The organism is Falsiroseomonas sp. CW058, from assembly GCF_050563535.1.
Lineage (GTDB): Bacteria > Pseudomonadota > Alphaproteobacteria > Acetobacterales > Acetobacteraceae > Falsiroseomonas.
On sequence record NZ_JBNXUO010000014.1, the window covers coordinates 71,794 to 92,742 of the forward strand.

The 20,949-nt window shown below is 74.2% G+C and carries 19 protein-coding genes; 9 read left to right on the forward strand and 10 right to left on the reverse strand.

Annotated features, from left to right (window positions below; genetic code table 11):
* The first annotated feature begins 22 nt into the window (after positions 1-22).
* The 4 genes from mutS to ACK8OX_RS13170 are packed head-to-tail and all read left to right on the forward strand — an operon-like array spanning position 23 to position 6,358.
* Entirely contained in the window at positions 23-2,716 is a 2,694-nt protein-coding gene (gene mutS / locus ACK8OX_RS13155) for a DNA mismatch repair protein MutS (RefSeq protein ID WP_430664578.1), read from the forward strand.
* A gap of 5 nt (positions 2,717-2,721) precedes the next feature.
* Positions 2,722-5,511, forward strand: coding sequence for a [protein-PII] uridylyltransferase (locus ACK8OX_RS13160; protein ID WP_430664579.1), 2,790 nt, complete (start codon positions 2,722-2,724; stop codon positions 5,509-5,511).
* Positions 5,512-5,560: 49 nt separating this feature from the next.
* The gene (locus ACK8OX_RS13165) at positions 5,561-5,896 is read left to right on the forward strand and encodes a hypothetical protein (protein WP_430664580.1); all 336 of its coding nucleotides are present in this window, start codon (positions 5,561-5,563) and stop codon (positions 5,894-5,896) included.
* A gap of 54 nt (positions 5,897-5,950) precedes the next feature.
* The gene (locus ACK8OX_RS13170; protein ID WP_430664581.1) at positions 5,951-6,358 is read left to right on the forward strand and encodes a VOC family protein; all 408 of its coding nucleotides are present in this window, start codon (positions 5,951-5,953) and stop codon (positions 6,356-6,358) included.
* A gap of 25 nt (positions 6,359-6,383) precedes the next feature.
* On the opposite strand, the gene ACK8OX_RS13175 is transcribed toward ACK8OX_RS13170, so the two are convergent.
* The 4 genes from ACK8OX_RS13175 to hrcA form a co-directional block, all read right to left on the reverse strand.
* Positions 6,384-6,890 carry a hypothetical protein gene (locus ACK8OX_RS13175; protein WP_430664582.1) on the reverse strand — a complete coding sequence of 169 codons (507 nt, stop codon included), beginning with the start codon at positions 6,888-6,890 and terminating at the stop codon, positions 6,384-6,386.
* A gap of 71 nt (positions 6,891-6,961) precedes the next feature.
* Positions 6,962-10,057 (reverse strand): efflux RND transporter permease subunit, encoded by a 3,096-nt coding sequence (locus ACK8OX_RS13180; protein ID WP_430664583.1) that lies wholly within the window; start codon positions 10,055-10,057, stop codon positions 6,962-6,964.
* Positions 10,054-11,157 (reverse strand): efflux RND transporter periplasmic adaptor subunit, encoded by a 1,104-nt coding sequence (locus ACK8OX_RS13185; RefSeq protein ID WP_430664584.1) that lies wholly within the window; start codon positions 11,155-11,157, stop codon positions 10,054-10,056. Before ACK8OX_RS13185 ends, ACK8OX_RS13180 begins: the two co-directional genes overlap by 4 nt.
* 96 nt (positions 11,158-11,253) lie before the next feature.
* Complete coding sequence (gene hrcA / locus ACK8OX_RS13190) at positions 11,254-12,357, reverse strand: heat-inducible transcriptional repressor HrcA (protein ID WP_430664585.1); 1,104 nt, start codon at positions 12,355-12,357, stop codon at positions 11,254-11,256.
* Between the two features lie 268 nt (positions 12,358-12,625).
* Here hrcA and ACK8OX_RS13195 point away from each other — a divergent pair, with 268 nt between their 5' ends.
* Genes ACK8OX_RS13195 through rdgB form a run of 4 tightly spaced genes read left to right on the forward strand, consistent with a single transcriptional unit; the run spans position 12,626 to position 14,986 of the window.
* Positions 12,626-12,874, forward strand: coding sequence for a hypothetical protein (locus tag ACK8OX_RS13195; RefSeq protein WP_430664586.1), 249 nt, complete (start codon positions 12,626-12,628; stop codon positions 12,872-12,874).
* 8 nt (positions 12,875-12,882) lie between these two features.
* On the forward strand, positions 12,883-13,560 hold the full coding sequence (locus tag ACK8OX_RS13200) for a lytic transglycosylase domain-containing protein (RefSeq protein ID WP_430664587.1): 678 nt from the start codon (positions 12,883-12,885) through the stop codon (positions 13,558-13,560).
* 50 nt (positions 13,561-13,610) lie between these two features.
* The gene (gene rph, locus ACK8OX_RS13205) at positions 13,611-14,375 is read left to right on the forward strand and encodes a ribonuclease PH (protein ID WP_430664588.1); all 765 of its coding nucleotides are present in this window, start codon (positions 13,611-13,613) and stop codon (positions 14,373-14,375) included.
* Positions 14,372-14,986 carry an RdgB/HAM1 family non-canonical purine NTP pyrophosphatase gene (rdgB, locus tag ACK8OX_RS13210; protein WP_430664589.1) on the forward strand — a complete coding sequence of 205 codons (615 nt, stop codon included), beginning with the start codon at positions 14,372-14,374 and terminating at the stop codon, positions 14,984-14,986. The genes rph and rdgB overlap by 4 nt, the downstream gene beginning before the upstream one ends.
* A 152-nt stretch (positions 14,987-15,138) precedes the next feature.
* Here rdgB and ACK8OX_RS13215 read toward each other — a convergent pair whose 3' ends face one another.
* From ACK8OX_RS13215 to ACK8OX_RS13240, 6 genes are all read right to left on the reverse strand, one after another.
* Entirely contained in the window at positions 15,139-15,396 is a 258-nt protein-coding gene (locus tag ACK8OX_RS13215; protein ID WP_430664590.1) for a GlsB/YeaQ/YmgE family stress response membrane protein, read from the reverse strand.
* A 115-nt stretch (positions 15,397-15,511) separates the two neighbouring features.
* The gene (locus tag ACK8OX_RS13220) at positions 15,512-15,844 is read right to left on the reverse strand and encodes a hypothetical protein (RefSeq protein ID WP_430664591.1); all 333 of its coding nucleotides are present in this window, start codon (positions 15,842-15,844) and stop codon (positions 15,512-15,514) included.
* Between the two features lie 80 nt (positions 15,845-15,924).
* Positions 15,925-17,037, reverse strand: coding sequence for an alanine dehydrogenase (ald, locus tag ACK8OX_RS13225; protein WP_430664592.1), 1,113 nt, complete (start codon positions 17,035-17,037; stop codon positions 15,925-15,927).
* A gap of 101 nt (positions 17,038-17,138) precedes the next feature.
* On the reverse strand, positions 17,139-17,483 hold the full coding sequence (locus tag ACK8OX_RS13230; protein ID WP_430664593.1) for a DMT family protein: 345 nt from the start codon (positions 17,481-17,483) through the stop codon (positions 17,139-17,141).
* Complete coding sequence (locus ACK8OX_RS13235) at positions 17,480-18,742, reverse strand: AmpG family muropeptide MFS transporter (RefSeq protein ID WP_430664594.1); 1,263 nt, start codon at positions 18,740-18,742, stop codon at positions 17,480-17,482. Before ACK8OX_RS13235 ends, ACK8OX_RS13230 begins: the two co-directional genes overlap by 4 nt.
* Positions 18,743-18,945: 203 nt before the next feature.
* Entirely contained in the window at positions 18,946-19,680 is a 735-nt protein-coding gene (locus ACK8OX_RS13240) for an IclR family transcriptional regulator (protein ID WP_430664595.1), read from the reverse strand.
* 256 nt (positions 19,681-19,936) lie between these two features.
* Between ACK8OX_RS13240 and ACK8OX_RS13245 the strand changes: the two genes are divergently transcribed.
* A complete protein-coding gene (locus ACK8OX_RS13245; RefSeq protein WP_430664596.1) occupies positions 19,937-20,932 on the forward strand; it encodes a hydroxyacid dehydrogenase in 996 nt (331 codons plus the stop codon).
* Positions 20,933-20,949: the final 17 nt, after the last annotated feature.

The window sequence follows — 20,949 nt, forward strand, 5'->3', positions numbered from 1 at the left end:
CGGGAGAAGCTACTGATCCGGCGTGAGCGACCGCATCCCCCCCGCCGAAGGGGCAACCCCCGCACTTGCGCAATGGTTCGCCGCCAAGGCCGCGCATCCGGACGCGCTGGTCTTCTTCCGCATGGGCGACTTCTTCGAGCTGTTCTTCGCCGATGCCGAGGATGCGGCCCCCGTGCTCGACATCGCGGTGGCGCATCGCGGGGAACATCGCGGCCGGCCGGTGCCGATGGCGGGCGTGCCGGTGCATGCCTGGGAAGGCTACCTCGCCCGGCTGATCCGCGCCGGCTTCCGGGTGGCCGTCTGCGACCAGACCGAGACGCCGGAGCAGGCGAAGGCGCGCAAGGCCCCCACCATCCGGCGCGAGGTCGTGCGCGTCGTCACCCCCGCGACGGTGACCGAGGACGCGCTGCTCGACGCGGCCCGCCCCGCCTGGCTGGTCGCCCTCGCGGAAGGGGAGGGCGGGCTCGGCGCCGCCTGGCTCGACATCTCGACCGGCGCCTTCGCCACCGCGGTGCTGCCGCGGGCCGACCTGGGCGCGCTGCTCGCCCGGCTGGAGCCCGCCGAGGCGGTGGCCCCGCCCGCGCTGGCCGAGGCCCCCGAACTCGCCCGCCTCGCCGGCCGCATCGCGCCCCGCGCGCCCTCCCGCGATCCCGCGCGGCTGCTGCGGGAGGCCTTCGGCGTCGCCACGCTCGACGGCTTCGGCCGCTTCGAGGAGGCGGAGCTTGCCGCCGCCGCCCTCGCCATCGCCTATGTGCGGGAGACGCAGGCCGGCGCGCTGCCGCGGCTCGACCCGCCGCAGCCGGACGGCGCGGCGCAGGGCACGCTCGCGCTCGATGCCGCGACGCGCCGCAGCCTCGAGATCCTGCGCGACCAGCGGGGGGGAAGCGAGGCGACGCTGGTCGGCGCGGTGGACCGCACCGTCACCGCGGCCGGGGCGCGGGAACTCGCCGCCCGCCTCGCCGCACCGCTGGCCGAGGCGGAGGCGATCGCGGCGCGGCACGATGCGGTGGCCTTCCTGCTGGGCGCGGAGGCGACGCGGGCCGCGATCCGCACCGCGCTGAAGGGCGCGCCGGACATGGCGCGCGCGCTCGCGCGCCTCGCGCTCGACCGCTTCTTCCCGCGCGACCTGGCGGCGCTGCGCATCGGGGTGGAACTGGCCGGGCGGATCGGCGCGACGCTGGCCGCCGCGCCGCTGCCCCTGCCGGAGCGCATCGGCGCCATCGGGGCCGCGCTCCGCCTCGACCCTGCGCTGGGGGCGGAACTCGCCCGTGCGCTGGCGGCGGAGAAGGTGCCGGCGCGGATCGAGGATGGCGGCGTCATCGCCCCCGGCTATGACGGGGAGCTGGACGCGCTGCGCCGCCTTCGCGACGGTGGGCGGGAAGCGATCGCGGCGCTGCAGGCGGACCTGGCCCAGGCCTGGGGCGTGGCGAGCCTGAAGATCCGCCACCACCAGCAATTCGGCTTCCTGGCGGAGGTGCCGGCCGCGGCGGGCCAGAAGCTCGCCGCCGGGGCGGGCATCGCCGGGCCGATGGCGCCGATCCACCGCCAGACCATGGCGAACGCCATGCGCTTCACCTGCGCCGCGCTCGCCGATCTCGACCGCCGCGTGGCGGAGGCGGGGGAACGCGCGGGCCTGCGGGAACGCGCCTGCATCCAGCACCTGAAGCGCCTGCTGCTGGCGGCCGGCGGCCCGGTGTCCGACGCGGCGCGCGCGCTGGCCGAGCTCGACGTCCACGCCGCCGCCGCGGCGCTGGCGGCGGAAGGCGGCTGGTGCCGGCCGGAGATGCCGGACCGCGCCGAGTTCCGCATCGCCGCCGGCCGCCACCCGGTGGTGGAAGCCGCGCTGCGGCGCGCGCGCGGCCCGGCCTTCGTGCCGAACGACGCCGACCTGTCGCCCGGGCGGCGTGTCTGCCTGCTGACGGGGCCGAACATGGCGGGCAAGTCCACCTATCTCCGCCAGAACGCGCTGTTCGTCATCCTCGCGCAGGCGGGCTTCTTCGTGCCCGCCGCCTCGGCGCGGATCGGGCTGGTGGACCGGCTGTTCAGCCGCGTCGGCGGTGGCGACGACATCGCCGGCGGGCGGTCCACCTTCATGGTGGAGATGGCGGAGACGGCGGCGATCCTGAACCAGGCGACCGCGCGGTCGCTGGTGGTGCTGGACGAGGTCGGGCGCGGCACCGCCACCTGGGACGGGCTGGCCATCGCCTGGGCGGTGCTGGAGGCGCTGCACGACCGCATCCGCTGCCGCGCCGTCTTCGCCACCCATTTCCACGAGCTGACGGCGCTGGCCGGGCGCCTGCCCGAAGTGGCGCTGGCGTCGATGAAGGTGCGCGAATGGCGGGGCGACGTGGTCTTCCAGCACCTGGTGGGACCGGGCGCCGCGGAGCGCAGCTGGGGCGTGCATGTCGCCCGCCTGGCCGGCGTGCCGCGCCCGGTGCTGGCGCGCGCGGCGCAGGTGCTGGCGGCGCTGGAGGCGCGCGCCCGCGGCGGCGGGCCGGATGCGCTGGCCGAGGAGTTGCCGCTGTTCGCGCATGGCGTGCAGAAACCAGCCGCGCCACCATCACCGCTGGCGGAAGCCCTGGCCGGGATCGACCCCGACGCGCTGTCCCCGCGTGAAGCGCATGAGGCGCTGTACCGGCTGAAGGCGCTGGCGGCGGAAGTTACCGCACCGCAACACGAGAAGACTGTCCCACCCGCCGGTGACAAGTTAGTGTGACGGCAATGACAGCGAGCCTGGGCCATCTGCCCGACATCGCGGCCAGCGCCGCGCCGCCTCCGGCCGAAGCCCCGGAGGTGCTGCCCGACCTCGTGGCCGCATTGCTTCCCAACGGCCAACCCGTGCCGCGCGACGTCGCGCTCGGCCTGCTGCGCCGGCAACTCGGCCGCATCCAGGGTCGCGTGCAGCGCGCCTTCGAGGCGCATGACCTTTCCGGCCTCGCCGCCGCGCGCTGGCTGGCGGCGCTGACGGACGGGATGGTGTCGGCCATCCACGGCTATGCGGTGGCGCAGGCCGGCACGGCCGCCGCGCGGGGCGAGCCGTCCTTCGCGCTGATCGCCACCGGCGGCTACGGCCGCGGCGTGCTGGCGCCCTATTCGGACATCGACCTTCTGTTCCTGTCGGACGCGCCGCTCGGCGCGGGCGGGCGGCGGGCGGTGGAATACATGCTCTACCTGCTCTGGGATCTCGGGCTGAAGGTCGGGCATGCGACGCGCAGCGTCGCCGAATGCATCGAGGATGCGCGCGGCGACGCCACCATCCAGACCGCGCTGATCGACGCCCGCTTCCTGGCCGGCGACCGCGCCGTGTTCGAGAGGTTCGACGCCGCCTTCGCGGAATTCCGCCGCGCCAGCGGGCTGGCCGCCTTCCTCGCCGCGAAGCGGGCCGAGCGCACGACGCGCCACACCCGCTACGGCGAGAGCCCGTTCCTGGTGGAGCCGCATGTGAAGGAGGGCCGCGGCGGGCTGCGCGACCTCCAGACGCTGTACTGGCTGGCGCGCCACGCCTTCGGCGTGCAGCGCATGCCCGAACTGGTCGGGCCCGGCAGCCCCGGCGGCGGGCTGCTGACCCCGCAGGAGGCGCGCGCCATCCGCCGCGCCTGGAACTTCCTCTGGACCGTCCGCTTCCACCTCCACTACGTGACCGGCCGCGCCGAGGAGCGCCTGACCTTCGACCTCCAGCCCGTGGTCGGCGCGCGGATGGGCTACACCCGCCACGGCGTGCAGGACGGCGTCGAGCGGTTCATGAAGCACCTGTTCCTGACCGCGCGGGACGTGGTGCGCCTGACCCGCCTGCTGGAGCCGGCGATCGAGCGCGCCGCGCTCGGCCCGCCCGCGGTGGTGCCGGCGGGGGATGCCGCGCTGTCGCAGGCCGGCATGGCGCTGGCCGACGGCAAGGTGCTGTTCTCCCCCGACCGCAACGTGGCGGAGGACCCGGCCATCATGCTGCGCCTGGTGCGCGCGGCGCGCGACCGGGGGTTCGAGATCCACCCGCTGGCGCATCGCGCGCTGATCCGCAACGCGCGCTTCGCCGTGCGGCTGCGCGACGACCCGGCGGCCAATGCGCTGTTCGTCGACCTGCTGTCCGGGCGCGATCCGGCGCGCTGGATGCGCGTGCTGAACGAGGTGGGGTTCCTGTCCCGCTTCATGCCGGACTGGGCGCGCATCGTCGGGCTGATGCAGTTCGACACCTACCACGTCTTCACCGTGGAGGAGCACACGATCGAGGCGATCGGCGTGCTGGCGCAGCTGGAACGCGGCGATCTGGCGGAAGTGGCGCCGGTGGCGTCGGAACTGGTCGGGCAGGTCCAGTCGCGCCGCGCGCTCTACGTCGCGGTGATGCTGCACGACATCGCCAAGGGCCGCGGCGGCGACCATTCGGAGCTCGGCGCGCAGGTCGCGCTCGACCTCTGCCCGCGGCTCGGCCTGGCGCCGGAGGAGACGGAGACCGTCTCCTGGCTCGTGCTGAACCACCTACTCATCAGCCAGACCGCCTTCAAGCGCGACATCGACGACCCGAAGACCATCCTCGACATCGCGGAGACGGTGCAGTCGCCCGAACGCCTGCGTCTGCTGCTGGTGCTGACGGTGGCCGACATGCGCGCGGTGGGGCCTAAGGTGTGGAACGGCTGGAAGGCCACGCTGCTGCGCGAGCTCTACTGGCGCGTGGCCGAGGTGCTGGCCGGCGGGCTGTCCGTGCCGGAACGCGACACCCGCGTGGCGCGCGCCCGCGCCGCCGCCGCCTCCCTGCTGGGCGGGATGGCGAAGCCGGACCTCGACCGCTTCCTCTCGCTCGGCTACCCCGGCTACTGGCTGTCCTTCGACCCGGAGACCCATGCCCGCCATGCGATGATGATCCGCGAGGCGGAAGCCGAGGCCGCGCCGCTGACCGTCCGCACCCGGGTGATCGAGGCGCGGTCGGTGACCGAGGTGACGGTCTACTGCACCGACCATCCGGGCCTGTTCAGCCGCATCGCCGGCGCGCTGGCGGTGGCGGGCGCCTCCATCGTCGATGCGCGCATCCACACCATGACCAACGGCATGGCGCTCGACACCTTCTGGGTGCAGGACGCGGCCGGCGGCGCCTTCGATGCGCCGCACCGCCTCGCCCGCCTCGCGGTGCTGATCGAGCAGTCGCTGTCGGGCCGGCTGCGGCTGGCCGAGGAGATCGGCAAGCTCCGGCGGGAGCCCGCGCGGCTGCGCGCGGTGACCATCCCGCCGCGCGTCGTCATCGACAACCACGCGAGCAACACCCACACCGTGATCGAGGTGAACGGCCGCGACCGGCCGGGCCTGCTGCATGCGGTGACGGCCGCGATCAGCGACCAGGGCCTGCAGATCGCCTCGGCTCACATCACCACCTACGGGGTGCGGGCGGTGGACGTCTTCTACGTGAAGGACGTGTTCGGCCTGAAGGTCGAGAACGAGCGCAAGCTGGCGGCGCTGCGCGCCGCGCTGGTCGGTGCGCTCGCCGCACCGGACGCCGCGGCCGACCCCGCCATCCGCGTGGTGTGAACGACCGGCCTTCCCCGCGCGTTGGACGCGCGCCGAGGAGGGCCAGCACATGTCCGACGAGAGCGGCCGCAAGGGCGGCAGCAGCTTCACCGGGAAATACGACACCGAGACGAAGACCGCGCGCCCGACCAGCGTCGGCCCGCACCATGCCCGGCACGAGCAGGAGGACCCCGCCAACAAGGGGATCGACCCGCAATCGGGCTACGCCAACGAGATCGCCGAGGGGAACCGCGCCGCGGGCGCGGGCGAGCACCGGGCCTCGGGCCCGGTGCAGATCCAGCCCAAGGCCGAGACCACCGACGAATCCGGCGGCACGGAGGAGATGCTGAGGAAGTCCGGCCCCGCCCGCGACGCCCCGCCGCTGTCCGGCATGGCGAAGGAGTAGCCGGGCGGGCGCCGCGCGCGGTACGCTGGCGGCGGCACAGCAGGAGCCGCCGTCATGCCGCCGCCCTTCGCGCCCGTCGCGCTCGACCACCTGGTGATCCGGGTGCGGGACCTGGACGGCATGGAAGCCTTCTACCGCGACGCGCTGGGATGCGAGGTGGCGCACCGGCAGGAGGCGCTGGGCCTCGTGCATCTGCGCGTCGGCGCGTCGCTGCTCGACCTCGTCTGGATCGGCGGGAAGCTCGGCCGCGGGGGAGAGGCGCCGGACCAGGGCCGGCCGAACATGGACCATCTCTGCATCGCCGTCGCGCCCTGGGACGAGGCGGCGATCCGCGCGCACCTGGCAGCCTTCGGCGTCGTGCCGGACGCGCCGGCCGAACGGTACGGCGCGGGCGGCCGGGCGACCACGGTCTATCTGCGCGACCCCGAGGGCAACGCGGTGGAACTGCGCGCCGCAGGCTGACGCCCGGGGCGCGAAGGCCCTGTGGCTACCTTCCCCGGAAGGACAGCGACATGACCGTCACCGCATGGTCGAGGCAGGGGCGCATGTCGCGCGGGAACTCCATCCACAGCGTCGCGGCCACGCCTTCCGCCGTCAGCAGGGTGCGGCGGTAGAAGATGCGGCCGGCCATGTAGCCGCTGAGGACGAACCAGTTGTCCCGCTGCCGGCGATAGGTGATCTCGCCGCCCGCATTCTGCACCACGTCTCCTTCCGCCTCCCGCAGGAGCTGCGCGAGGGTGGTGCCCCGTTCGGCACGGGCGGCGTTGACCACCGCCGTCGCGCGGCGATCGGGCGTCCAGAAGCGGGTGCTGCCGCCGCCTTCCGGCACGCTGCCGGGGTCCGGCACGAAGACCGGCGGGTGGTCGAGCCGGAGGCCCAGCCCCTCGTCACGCCAGGTGAGCGGCGGCGCATGCGCCGCGGCGGGGCATTCCGCCGCCGCGGCGGGCGGGGCGGCGGCCAGCAGGGCGGCGGCCAGGGCATGGGCGTGGCGCATCGGCGCATCCTCCCGCGGTCCCGTGCGGAACGCGGCGGGCGCGGCGGCGTGCCGGGCCGTTCCGCTTCCGGCTATTCCGCCGGCTGGCCCGCCGCGCCCCCCGGCTCCTGGCGGCGCCGCGCGAAGGCCGTGCCCAGCCGGTCGAAGCCGAGATAGAGCACCGGCGTGACGAACAGCGTCAGCGCCTGGCTTGCCGCCAGGCCGCCGACCACCGCGAGGCCGAGCGGCTGGCGCAGCTCCGCCGCGGCGCCGAGGCCCATCGCGATCGGCACCGCGCCCGCGCCGGCGGCCAGCGTCGTCATCAGGATCGGGCGGAAGCGGACGATGCAGGCCTCCCGCACGGCCTGGAAGGCGGGCACGCCTTCGCGCTGCCGCGCCAGCGCGACATCGACGATCATGATGGCGTTCTTCTTCACCAGCCCGATCAGCAGCAGCACGCCGATCACCGCGATGACGGAGAGGTCGAGCCCGAACAGCCAGATCGTCGCCAGCGCCCCCGCGGCGGCCGAAGGCAGGCCCGACAGGATGGTCAGCGGGTGGACCAGGCTTTCGTACAACACGCCGAGCACGACATACATCACCACCAGCGCGGCGATCAGCAGCATCCCCTGGCCGGCCAGCGCCTGCTGGAAGATCTGCGCCGTGCCGGTGAAGCCGGTGACGATGGAAGGCGGCATCCCCGCCTCCCGCTCCACCGCCCCGATCGCCGCGGTGGCATCGCCGAGCGAGACGCCCGGCGCGGTGTTGAAGCCGATGCTGACCGCGGGCAGCTGCCCCTGGTGGGCCACCGTCACCGGCCCGGTCCGCCGTGTCACCGTGGCCAGCCCCGCCAGCGGCACCAGCCGGCCGGAGGAGGCGCGCAGCCACAGCCGCGACAGGTCGGCCTCGTCCTCCTGGTCGGCCGCCACCACGTCGAGGATGACGGCATAAGACGCCGCCGCGCCGTAGATCGTGCTGATCTGGCGCGAGCCGTAGGCGGAGTACAGCGCCTGGCGCACCTGGTCGACGCTGACGCCGAGCGCGGCCGCGCGGTCGCGGTCGACCTCCACCTGCAGGATCGGCTGGGCGAGCTGGAGGTCGTTGTTCACGTCCTGCAGCTGCGGCAGGGCGCGCAACCGGTCCGTCATGCGGCCGGCCCAGTCGTACAGCTCGTCCTGCCGCGTGCCCTGCATCGTGTAGACGTAGGAGGTGCGGGCGGACCGCGCGCCGAAGGAGATGTTCTGGATGGGGTTGAGGAAGACCCGCATCCCCGGCACGGCGGAAGCTTCCCGCCGGAGCTGCTGCACCACCTCGGCGATCGGCGGGCGTTCGGCGCGCGGCTTCAGCTCCACGAACATCCCGCCCTGGTTCATTGCCTGGCCGCCGCCGCCGACCCCGATGCGGTGCGTCACCTGCGCGACATGCGGGTTGGCCGCCACCAGCTCCGCGACGCGCGCGGAACGGCTCGCCATGTCCGCGAAGGAGATGTCCTGCGGCCCCTCTGTCGAGACGGAGAGCAGGCCGGTATCCTCCACCGGGAAGAAGCCCTTCGGGATCGCGAAGGCGAGCCAGCCCGCCAGCACCAGCGACGCGACGAAGGACGCCCAGACCGCCAGGCGGAAGCGCAGCGCGAGGTCGAGCAGCCGCGCATAGCCGCGCTCCACCGCCGCGAAGCCGCGTTCCAGCGCGCGCGCCACCGGCCCTTCCTTCCCCGGCGGCGGCAGGCGCGACGCCATCAGCGGCGTGAGCGTGAGCGAGACGACGCAGGAGGCGAGCACGGCGAGCGAGACGGTGGCGGCGAAGGCGTTGAAGACGCGCCCGACCACGCCGCCCATCAGCAGGATCGGCAGGAAGACGGCCACCAGCGACAGTGTGATGGAGACGACGGTGAAGGCGATCTCGCGGGAGCCGCGGATGGCCGCCGCCATCGGCGCCATCCCCTCCTCCATGTGGCGCATCGCGTTCTCGAGCACGACGATCGCGTCGTCCACCACCAGCCCGACCGCCAGCGTCAGGCCGAGCAGGGTGATGTTGTCGATGCCGTAGCCGAACACCCACATGAGAGCGAGCGTCGCCGCCAGGCTGACCGGCACCGCGACGGCGGGGATCACCGTCGCCCCGACGCGGCGCAGGAACAGGAACATCACCAGCGTCACCAGCCCGATGGCGATGACCAGGTGGTGCTGCACGTCGCTGACCGAATCGCGGATCGACACCGACCGGTCGAGCATGACGCCGAGCGTGGCGCCCGGCGGCAGCGCGGCCTGCAGCAGCGGCAGCGCGCGGCGCACGCCGTCCACCACGTCCACCGTGTTGGCGTCCGGCTGGCGCTGCACCGCCAGGATCAGCGCGCGTTCCTTCCCGTTCCAGGCGGCGACGCGGCTGTTGGCGACCCCGTCCTCGACCCGCGCGATGTCGCCGAGCCGGATCGGCGCGCCGCCGCGCCCGCCGATGACCAGCCCCGCGAACTGCTCGGCCGAGGCGAGCTGGTCGTTGGCGCGCAGCGTCAGCTGCTGGCGGGGCCCGCTCAGCAGGCCGACCGGCGTGTTGCTGTTGGCCGCCGTGATGGCGCGCTGCGCCTCGTCGAAGCCCATGCCGAGGGCCGCGGCGCGATCGGGGTCGAGGTGGATGCGGACCGCGTATTGCTGCTCGCCATAGGTCAGCACCTGCGCCACGCCGGCCACGCGCGACAGCGCGGGCGAGATCACGAGGCTCGCCGTGTCGTTCAGGCGGGACAGCGGCACCTCTCCCCCCTGGAGGGTCAGCAGCAGCACGGGCGCATCGGCGGGGTTCACCTTCCGGAAGGAAGGCGGCGTCGTCATCTCCGGCGGCATCTGCCGCTGCGCGCGGGACAGCGCCGACTGCACGTCGAGCGCGGCGGCGTCGATGTCGCGCCCCAGCACGAACTGCAGCGTGATCTGCGTCCCCTCCTGCCCGGAGGTGGAGGACATCTGCTCCAGCCCCGCGATGGTCGAAAGCTGGCGTTCGAGCGGCAGCGCGACGGAGGAGGCCATGGTGTCGGGGCTCGCGCCCGGCAGGCTGGCGCTGACCTGGATGACGGGGAAGTCCACCCGCGGCACGGCGGCCACCGGCATCTGAAGATAGGCGAGGATGCCCGCGATGACGGCGGCGACCGACAGCAGCCCGGTCATCACCGGGCGGCGGATGCAGAGTTCCGGAAGGTTCATGACCGCGGGCCCGCCGGCTGCGGCTGGCGTTCCACGGTGCGGGCGCCGTCGGTCAGCAGGTTCGCGCCCTCCACCACCACGCGGTCGCCCGGCGCGACCTCGCCCGAGATCGCGGCGCGGCCGCCGCTGACGCGCTCCACCCGCACGGCGCGGCGATGCGCGACGCGGTCGGCATCCAGCACGAAGACCTGCGGCCCCTGCTGGCCCTGCTGCACGGCCTGCACCGGCACCGTCAGCGCCTCCTCCTCGCGCAGCGTCACGACGACGGACAGCCACTGGCCCGGCCAGAGCCGCTGCGTCGCGTTGGGGAAGCGCGCGGTCAGCGCGATGGTGCCGGTGGTCGGGTCCACCTGGCTGTCCATGAACACCAGCTGCCCTTCCGCGGGCGGCCCGGCATCCCCCGGCGGGGCGGCGCGCACCCGCGGCGGCACCGGGCCCGCCAGCGCGTCGCGCAGGCCCGGCACCCAGCGTTCGGGCACGGCGAAGCGCACCACCAGCGGGTCCATCGGCGTGATGGTGGCGATCGGCGTGTTCTCCGCCGCGCGGACGAAGTTGCCCTCCCGCACCGGCAGGGTGCCGAGCCGCCCGTCCGCCTCCGCCGTGATGGTCGCATAGTCCAGCAGCGTGCGGGTGTAGGAGATCAGCGCCTCGCTCGCGCGGACATTGGCGGCGGCGACCCCTGCCTCGGCCTGCGCCTGCTCGAATCTCTGCTGGGCGGCGAAGCCTTCCCCGCGCAGCGAGGCGTAGCGCTGCGCATCCGCCTGCGCGCGCTGCGCCTGCGCGCGGTCCCGCGCCAGCTGCGCCTCCTGCTGCGCCAGCGTCGCCTCGGCCAGCCTGCGGTCCAGCGTGAACAGCACGTCGCCGTGCTTCACCATCTGGCCCTCGCGCACATGCACGCGCTCGATCTGGCCGTCGACGCGGGTGCGGACATTCACCACCGCCTCGGACGCGGCGGTGCCGTTGGCCGCGATCTCGACCGGGATGCGGCTGCGCTGCGCCTCCGCGCTCTCGACCGGCACGGCGGGGCCGCGCTGGGCGAGGGCGGGCAGGGCGGCCAGCGCCAGCAGCAGCGGCAGCAGGCGGAGGAGGGGGAGGCGCATGGCCTCAAGGGTGGGGGCAGGACGGTGGGGCACCAAGCAACATCGCGCAACCGCGCGCCGGATTCCCCCGCCCCGCGTGTCGAAGGGTAACGCGCGTTACCCGAGCAGCCGGCCGATCACGCGCGCGGTGTAGTCCACCACCGGGATGATCTTCCCGTAGTTGATGCGCGTCGGGCCGATCACGCCGATGGCGCCGACGATCCTTTCCTGCCCGTTGCGGAAGGGGGCCACCACCATCGACAGGCCGGCTGTGTCGAACAGCCCGCTTTCCGCGCCGATGAAGATCTGCACGCCTTCGCCGCGCTGCGCGAGGTCGAGCAGGCGCAGCATCGTCTCCTGCGCCTCCAGCCGCTCGAACAGGGCCTGGATCTCCTGCACGCGGTGGATCTGGTCCAGGTTCTGCAGCAGCTTCGACTGGCCGCGCAGGATCAGCGCGCCGCCGACGCCGCCCGACCAGGTGGCGAGCCCGGCCTCGATCACCTGATGCGTCAGCGCATCGAGCGCGGTGCGGTTGGCCGAGATCTCCTGGCTGACCGCGACGCGCGTCTCCTCCAGCGTGCGACCGGACAGGCGGGCGTTCAGGTAGTTGCCCGCCTGCACCAGGGCGGAGGGCGGCAGGCCGGGCGGCACCTCGATCACCCGGTTCTCCACCTGGCCGTCGCCGCTGACCAGCACCACCAGCGCGCGGCCGGGGCCGAGCGCCACGAATTCGATGTGGCGGATCGGCGCCTCGCTCTTCGGGGCCACCACCAGGCCCGCGGCGCCGGCGAGGCCCGAGAGCATCTGCCCCGCCTCGCCCAGCGTGTCCTGCAGGCTGCGCCCGCCGGCCGCGCAGCGCGCCGCGATCGCGTCCCGCTCCTCCTCGGCCAGGGCGCCGAACTGCAGCAGCCCGTCCACGAACAGCCGCAGCCCACGGTCGGTCGGCAGCCGCCCGGCCGAGGTGTGGGGCGCGAAGAGGAGCCCCGCATCCTCGAGATCCGCCATCACGTTGCGGATGGTGGCGGGGGAGAGCGAATGCGGCAGGCGGCGCGACAGGGTGCGGCTGCCCACCGGCTCCCCGGTCGCGACATAGAGCTCCACCACCTCGCGCAGGATGGCGGCGCTGCGGTCGTCGAGGCCGGGCGGCAGCGCGACGCCACCGGGGGCGGCGGTGAGATGGGTGGCGCCCGTGGGGCGCGGCGGTCGGTTGAGCGGGGCCATGATCCGTCCCGGACGAGTGGTTCCCTGAATGGGTACGTTGGTGCCTCACGCCCCGCGGGTCAACCGCGGGGCTCGGGGGTGCCTCACGCCCCGCGGGTCAACCGCGGGGCTCGGGGGTGCCTCACGCTCCGCGGGTCAACCGCGGGGCTCGGGGGTGCTTCATGCCCCGCGGGTCAACCGCGGGTCGGCCGGGCGGGCGGCGTGGCAAGGTTTCGACACAGTCCCGCCATGCCGGGGTTACGGTCGGTCGTTTCCATCGCTGCCGGGAATGACGGGAGGCAGGGATGCGGCGATGCGTGTCGGGCCGGTGGCGGCGGGCGGCCGGGCGGTGACCGCGACCATGGCGGCGGCGTCGCTGCTGCTGGCCGGCGGGGCGGGGCTGCTGACCTCGCTGCTGGTGGCGCCCGTGCCGGGGCTGCCGCGAAGGCTGGCGCTGGCCGCGCTGTCCTGCGTGGCGCTGGTGCTGGGCCTCGTGCTGATGGGCGGGCTGGCGGAAGCGGCGGCGGGGCTGCCCTGATCGCGGCATTGACGCCGCAGGTCCGGGTGCGGGATGCCGGGGCGATGCGCCGCGCCGCCCTGCTTCCCCTCCTGCTGCTTGCCTCGCCCACGGTGGCCGAGGCGCCGCCGGTCGCCGAACCCTGGGCCGCCTGCACCCGCGCCATCGCGGCGGCCGAGCGCGGGGCGGGCATCCCGCCCGGCCTGCTGCTGGCGATCGCGCGGGTGGAAAGCGGCCGGCCCGCCCCCGCGGGCGGCGTCGTGCCCTGGCCCTTCGCGATCAACGCCGATGGCGAGGGCCGCTTCCCGCCGACGCGCGACGCCGCGATCGCGGAGGTGGAGGCGCTGCGCGCGCGCGGCGTGCGGTCGGCCGATGTCGGCTGCATGCAGGTCAACCTGCTGCACCACCCCGATGCCTTCCCCAGCCTCGCCGTCGCCTTCGACCCGGCGGCCAATGTCGCCTATGCCGTGCGCTTCCTGCGGGACCTGCGCGCCCGCACCGGCAACTGGGCGGAGGCGGTGGCGCAGTACCACTCGATGGATCCGGCACGGGGGCTCGGCTACCACGCGCGCGTCACGGTGGCGCGGGCGGCGGGGGGCACGCTGCTGCTGGCGCCGGCGACGCTGCGCGGGCTCTGCGCGCCCGGGCGGCGGGCCGCGGTGCTGGTGGCGCCGAACGGGCGCCCGCGGGTCGCCTGCCGCGGATAGCGGCGCCGGCCCGCGCTGGACGGCAGGGCGGGCGGGCGCTACGGGGCCGCATGATCGATTTCCCCGCCGGCTTCAAGCCGCCCTTCGTCCGCCCCTCGGGCCGTGTCGCCGACCAGCTGCGCCCGGTCACCATCACCCCCGGCGCCGCGCGCCATGCGGAGGGGTCCTGCCTGATCCGCTTCGGCGTGACGGAGGTGCTCTGCACCGCCAGCGTGGAAGGCAAGGTGCCGCCCTTCCTGCGCAATTCCGGCCAGGGCTGGGTGACGGCGGAATACGGCATGCTGCCGCGCGCCACCCATACCCGCGGCGACCGGGAGGCCGCGCGCGGCAAGCAGTCCGGGCGCACGCAGGAGATCCAGCGCCTGATCGGCCGCAGCCTGCGCGCCGTGACGGACCTGAAGGCGATGGGGGAGATGACCGTCACCCTCGACTGCGACGTGCTGACGGCCGATGGCGGCACGCGCACCGCCTCCATCACCGGGGCCTGGGTGGCGCTGCACCTGGCCTTCGCGCAGTGCATGGCGAAGAACATCCTGAAGAAGAACCCGCTGCGCGACCAGGTGGCCGCGATCTCCTGCGGGATCTGGAACGGCACGCCGGTGCTCGACCTCGACTACGAGGAGGACAGCAAGGCGGAGACCGACGGCAACTTCGTCCTGACCGGCGCGGGCGGCATGGTGGAGGTGCAGGCGACCGCCGAGGGCGCGCCCTTCAGCGACGCGGAGCTGACGCAGCTGCTGGCGCTGGCCCGCAAGGGCACGGGGGAGCTGTTCGCGAAGCAGCGCGAGGCGATCGGGCAGGGGTCGAAGGCGTGAGCCACCGCCTCCTCGACGGCCCGAAGCTCGTGCTGGCCACCCACAATGCCGGCAAGCTGCGGGAAGTGGCGGAGCTGCTGGCGCCCTGGGGGTTCGAGGTGGTCGGCGCGGGCGCGCTCGGCCTGCCGGAGCCGGCGGAGACCGAGGACAGCTTCCTCGGCAATGCGCGGATCAAGGCGCTGGCGGCGGCGCGGGCCTCCGGCCTGCCGGCGCTGGCGGACGATTCCGGCTTCTCCGTCGCGGCGCTGGACGGCGCGCCGGGGGTGCGGACCGCGGACTGGGCCGAGACGCCGGCGGGCCGCGACTATGCGATGGCGATGGGCAAGGTGGAGAAGCTGGCCCGCCACGCGCCCGACCGCCGGGCCTGGTTCTCCTGCGCGCTGGTCATCGCCTGGCCGGATGGCCACACGGAGGAGTTCCTGGGCGAGGCGCACGGGGCCTGGGTCTGGCCGCCGCGTGGGGCGCAGGGCTTCGGCTACGACCCGATCTTCGTCCCCGACGGCCACGTGCAGACCTTCGCCGAGATGGCGCCCGCGGCGAAGCATGCCATCAGCCACCGCGCCGCCGCCTTCGCGCAGCTCTCCGCCGCCTGCCTGCCGCGGAAGGGCTGAGGACGGCTGCGAAGCGCGGGATGGAGGAGGCGCTTCTTCCCGTGCCGCGCCGGCAGGCCACGAAGAAGCCCTCTCCCCGGCGGGGGGAGAGGGCTGGATGAGGGGCGCGCGCCGTTGCCGGGCGCCCCCCCGCGGCCTTGCCGGCGCCGCCGTCAGGTGATGGTGCGGCGTCCCGCGACCATGCGGTAGACGACCAGGACGATGACGGCGCCGACGACCGCGCCGATCAGGCCCGCGCCCTCTCCCGCCCGGTACCAGCCGACGGCCTGGCCGAGCCAGGTGGCGACCAGCGCGCCGACGATGCCGAGCAGGATGGTCACGATGAACCCGCCCGGGTCGCGCCCGGGCATGAGGAACTTCGCGATCGCGCCGGCGACGAAGCCGATGATGATGGTCCAGAGGAAGCCCATGGCGGCGGTGCCCCGAGTGATTGCGATGCGCTAAGGCATCGACCCCCCGCCGGGTTCCCGCGGGACCCTTCAGCTCTGCGTGGCGCGGCCGGGAATGGGTGGGGCGATCCCGCCGTCAGCGGGCCGAGCGCACCACGTCGCTGGCGATCGAGCAGTCGCGGCGCAGCGACAGCAGGCGCTGCGCCTCCCCGTGGTGGCCGAGGCGCATCTGGATGCCCGCGCCTTCCTGCAGTTCGAGGTTGTAGCCCTCGCAGCTGTTGGCGGCGGCGCGGCGGGTTTCGACCGGCACCGCATAGGCCGGCGCCGAGCCGCTGCGGTTGGCGGCGGACATCGCGCGGAAATAAGCGGCGCTGCCGGGCGTGGGCGGCGCCATCGCGGCGACCACGGCGATGCCGGAGACGGTCAGCACGACCAGCCCGGCGATGAGGATGAGGAGCTTGCTGGACATGCGGCAACCGGGTCCTGGAACAGGCGCATAGTAGCCGCAGGCCTTCCACGATCAAGGGCAGAATTCTCAAAAACGAGAAATTACGCATCTTTTCCGAATGGATGGTAGTCCAGCCCGAGCGCGGCGGCGACCGCCGGATGGGCGATCCCGCCCTGGTGCACGTTCACCCCGGCCGCCAGGTGCGGATTCTCCGCGCAGGCGCGGCGCAGCCCCTTGTCGGCGAGTTGCAGGATGAAGGGCAGGGTCGCGTTGTTCAGCGCGACGGCGCTGGTGCGCGCGACGGCGCCGGGCATGTTGGTGACGCAGTAGTGCACCACCCCGTCCACCAGGTAGGTCGGCTCGGCATGGGTCGTCGGGCGCGACGTCTCGAAGCAGCCGCCCTGGTCGATCGCCACGTCCACCACCACGCTGCCCGGGCGCATGCGGGCGATCATCTCCCGCGTCACCAGCCGCGGCGCGGCGGCGCCCGGGACCAGCACGGCGCCGATGACGAGGTCGGCGGCCAGCACCGCGTCCTCCACCGCCTCCGCCGTGGCGAAGAGCGTGTCGACGGTGCCGCCGAATTCCACGTCCAGCGCCTGCAGGGCGCGCGGCGCGCGGTCCAGCACGGTGACGCGCGCGCGCATCCCCTGCGCGATCCGCGCGGCGTTGGAGCCCACCACCCCGCCGCCGAGGATCGCGACCTTCGCCCCCGGCACGCCCGGCACGCCGGAGAGCAGGATGCCCGCGCCGCCCGTCTCCTTCTCGAGGCAGCGGGCGCCGACCTGCACGGCCATGCGCCCGGCCACCTCGCTCATCGGCGCCAGCAGGGGCAGGCCGCCATTGGCGTCCGTCACCGTCTCGTAGGCCACCGCGCTGGCGCCCGACGCCATCAGCCCCTTCGCCTGGTCCGGGTCGGGCGCGAGGTGGAGATAGGTGAACAGCACCTGCCCCGGCCGCAGCCGCGCCCATTCCGCCGGCTGCGGTTCCTTCACCTTCACGACCAGCCCGGCGGTCGCGAAGACCTCCTCCGCATCGGCGGCGACCGTCGCGCCGGCGGCGGTGTAGGCGTCGTCCGGGAAGCCGATGGCGGCGCCGGCGCCGGCCTGCACCACCACCTCGTGCCCATGCGCCACGATCTCCCGCACCGAGCCGGGCACGAGGCCGACGCGGTATTCGTGGACCTTGACCTCCTTCGGCACGCCGACGCGCATGATGCTTCCTCCGCTGCTGGCGGGAAGGATCGCGCCGGCGCCGCCGCGCGTCCATCGGGCGGGGCTTCACGATCCGCCCCCCGCCGGGCCGGGGCGGCGCGCTATTCCACCGGCAGGAAGATGAACACCACCGCCGCGACCAGGCAGGCGCCGGCGGCCAGGAAGTTCCAGCGCAGCGGTTCGCCCAGGAAGGCCACGCTGAAGGCGGCGAAGACGGCCAGCGTGATCACTTCCTGCATGACCTTCAGCTGCTGGCCGGTGAAGGTGCCGTAGCCCAGGCGGTTGGCCGGCACGGCGAGGCAGTATTCGAAGAAGGCGATGCCCCAGCTTGCCAGCACCGCCAGCCACATCGGCCAGGACGGCGCCTTGAGGTGGCCGTACCAGGCGAAGGTCATCACCACGTTGGACAGCACCAGCAGCGCCGGCGTCAGCCAGTAGGGGCTCATCGCGCGGGCTCCCCCGCCATCGCGGCCGGGGCGGGCGGCAGCCGCGCCAGCAGGAACAGCATGATGGCCATCGCCGGCAGCGCCGCGGCCGTGGTCAGCACGAAGAACCACGACCAGCCGAGCGACTGCGCCAGCCAGCCGGCCGAGGCGCCGAGCGTGCGCAGCGGCACCGCCGCGAGCGACGACAGCAGCGCATACTGCGTCGCGCTGAAACTCCGGTTCACCAGCCCCGACAGGTAGGTCAGGAAGGCGGCATCCGCGAGCCCGTCGGTGAAGTTCTCGATGCCGACCTGCGCGAACAACATCGGGATGTCGCGTCCGCCGCCGACGAGTGCCACGTACATCAGGTTCGACAGCATCTGGCCGAGCCCGGTCAGGACCAGCGCGCGGCCCACGCCGATGCGGCCGATCAGCCAGCTTCCCGCCACCGCCCCCGCCAGCGTCGCGGCCAGGCCGAACACGGTGGCCACCGCCGCCACGTCGTCGCGCGTGAAGCCTTCGGCGCGGTAGAACGGCGTCACCATCACCGCCGCCAGCGCCTCGCCCAGCTTGAACAGCGCGATGAAGGCGAGGATCGCCAGCCAGTGGCGCCGCGTCGTGAAGTCGAGGAAAGGGGTGGCGACCGAATGGCGCAGCCGCGCGCGCCAGCCCATCGGCGCCGCCGCCGGCATGTCGGGTTCCGTCCCGGCCAGCGTGGCGGCGACGCCGACCAGCACCAGCGCCGCGCCGTAGACATAGGCCAGCTGCCAGCCGACATGGCCGACGAGGAACAGCGTGCCCGCGCCGCTGGCCAGCAGCGCGGCGCGATAGCCCCAGACATAGGCGGCCAGCCCCCAGGCCTGGCGTTCCTGGTCGTCCCCCAGCATCTCGATGCGCCAGGCATCCACCACGATGTCCTGGCTGGCCGACAGGAAGGCGACGGTCACGGCCAGCGCCACGGTGGCGGTGGCGCCGCCGCGCGGGTCGGTCAGCGCCATCGCCGCGATGGTGGCCACCAGCCCAAGCTGGATCAGCAGCAGCCAGCCCCGCCGGCGGCCGAGCACCGGCGGCCGCACCGCATCCAGCGCCGGCGACCAGAGGAACTTGTTGGCATAGGCCAGCCCGATCAGCGCCGTCAGCCCGAGATCGGCCAGCGACATGCCGGATTCGACGAACCATTGCCGCAGCACCTGCCCCGCCACCAGCGGCAGCGGGACGCCGGCCGCGAAGCCGAGCGCGAGCATGATGGGCAGGCGGCGGTCGCGGAGGGGGTGGGCCAAGCGGGCGGTCCTCGGGGCGCAGGCGGGCGGCATCAGTAGCCGCAGGCCCGCCGCGGCGGAAGCGCCGCCGGGCGCCGGGGCGCCCTGTCAGGCGGCGGCCGCGGATCGCGCCCCGCCGGCCGCCTTTGTTCGCCCCTGCCTGGCTGCCGCATCGGCGCAGCATCAGCCGGTCGCATCGCCCTCGGCCGTCCTCGCCGCGCAGGCTACTCCGCTGCGGCGCGCGGCGAGGCGGGTCGTTCGCCTCCGATGCGGCGGGTCAGGGTGAGGGCGGCGTCGATCAGGACCGGCCGTGCCGCCGCCAGCGCCTCCGGCGTCCAGCGGATCACCGGCGCCGAGAGCGCGAGTGCGCCGGCCAGCTGGTCGCCAGGCCCGAAGACGGGCGCGGCCATGGCGCCGGTATGGGGATCGGTGGCCCCCATGGTGACGATCGGCAGATCGAGCGTCGTGACATAGGCCGGCAGCGGCCGCGGGGAGAAGGCGCGCAGCACCTGCGCGATGGCCGAGCTGTCGAGCGGCAGCGCGTCGCCGACCCGCACATGCATGCGCAGCAGATGCGGGCTGTCGACGCGGAAGAGGCAGAGCCGACCCTCGCCGCGGCGGACGTAGAAGGCCGCCGTCTCCCCGGTGCGGGCGACGAGTTCCTCCAGAACCGGCAGCACATGCGCGTCCATCCGGAATGACTGGGAGTAGATGGCGGCGAGCCGCAGCACCTCCGCATCCAGCCGGTAGGTGCCATCCCCCTCCCGCGCCAGGAAGCCGTGCTGCTCGAGCGAGACGGCCAGGCGCATGATGGTGCTCTTCACCAGGCCGGTGCGCTCGGCGAGTTCGGCGAGCGAGAGGCTGCGGTCGCCCTTCCGGAAGGCGGCGAGCACGGTCAGCGCGCGGTCCGCCGAAGCCACTCCCTCCAGCGCCGGTCGTCGCCTGCCCTTCTCCGCCATGCCCCTCTCCGGCTGTCTCCGCGCATCCTGGCGCCAGTCCGGCCCTGCGCGCAGCAGGCAGGGAACGCGCTCCGGCCGGGCTTCCGATCGCGGCTTGCGTTTCGAAATGGCGTTTCGCTATAAGCGCCTCCCGCAAGTGCCCGTCAAGCCGCGTCGCGCCGCATGGGGAGGGAGGGCTGGGCCATTCCTGGCTGCAGCATGTCGAAATAACGTTTCGTCCTGATCTTCCTGGCCGCTCCTCCCGCGAAAGTCCGCCATGCCCCAGCGCCCCGCCATCCTCGTCACCGCTGCCCGCCTTGCGCCGGAGGCCGTGGCGATCCTCGAGGCTGCCGGCTACGCCGTGCCCTGCACCTCCGCCTATCCTTCCGAGGCCGAGCTGCTCGCCGCCGTCGCCGAGCACCGTCCCGTCGCGCTGCTGCACCGCCAGGGCCTCATCGGCGCCGCGGTGATGGACGCCGCGGCGCCTGCCCTGAAGGTCATCGCACGCCATGGCGCCGGGGTGGACGGCATCGACCTCGCCGCCGCCGAGGCGCGCGGCCTGACGGTGACGCGCGCGGCCGGCGCCAATGCGCGCTCGGTCGCGGAGCACGCCATGGCGCTGATGCTCGCCGCGCTGAAGGACCTGCCCGCCGTTGCCGAGGCCATGCGCGAGGGGAAGTGGGAGAAGACCTCCCGCATGACCCGCGATGTGGAGGGCGTGGCGCTCGGCATCGTCGGCTATGGCGCCATCGGCTCCAGGGTCGCGCGGCTGGCGGACGCCTTCGGCATGCAGGTCGCCGCCCATGACCCGCTGCTGCCGCCGGGCACGCTGCCCGGACCGGGCGAGCGCGTCGGCTCGCTGCGCGAGCTGCTGGCGCGGTCGGAGGTGCTGTCCCTGCATTGCCCCCTGGATGCGACGACGCGCGGCATGATCGGCGCGGAGGAGCTTGCGCTGTTGCCGCGCGGCGCGATCCTGGTCCACACCGCGCGGGGCGGCATCGTCGACGAGGCGGCGCTGCTTGCCGCGCTGGATGACGGGCATGTCGCCTGGGCGGGCGTCGATGTCTTCGCGAAGGAACCGCTGGATGCGGCGAGCGCGCTGCGCCGCCACCCGCGCATCCTGCCGACGCCGCATCTCGCCGCCAACACGCCGCGCGGCGCCGTCGGCATGTCCACCGGCGCGGCGGAGAGCATCGTCGCGGTGCTCGCCGGCCGCCTGCCCGCGCTGCCGGGCGCCATCGTCGTGCCGGGCGCGCTGCGCTTGGCGGCCTGACGGACACGACAGGAGAG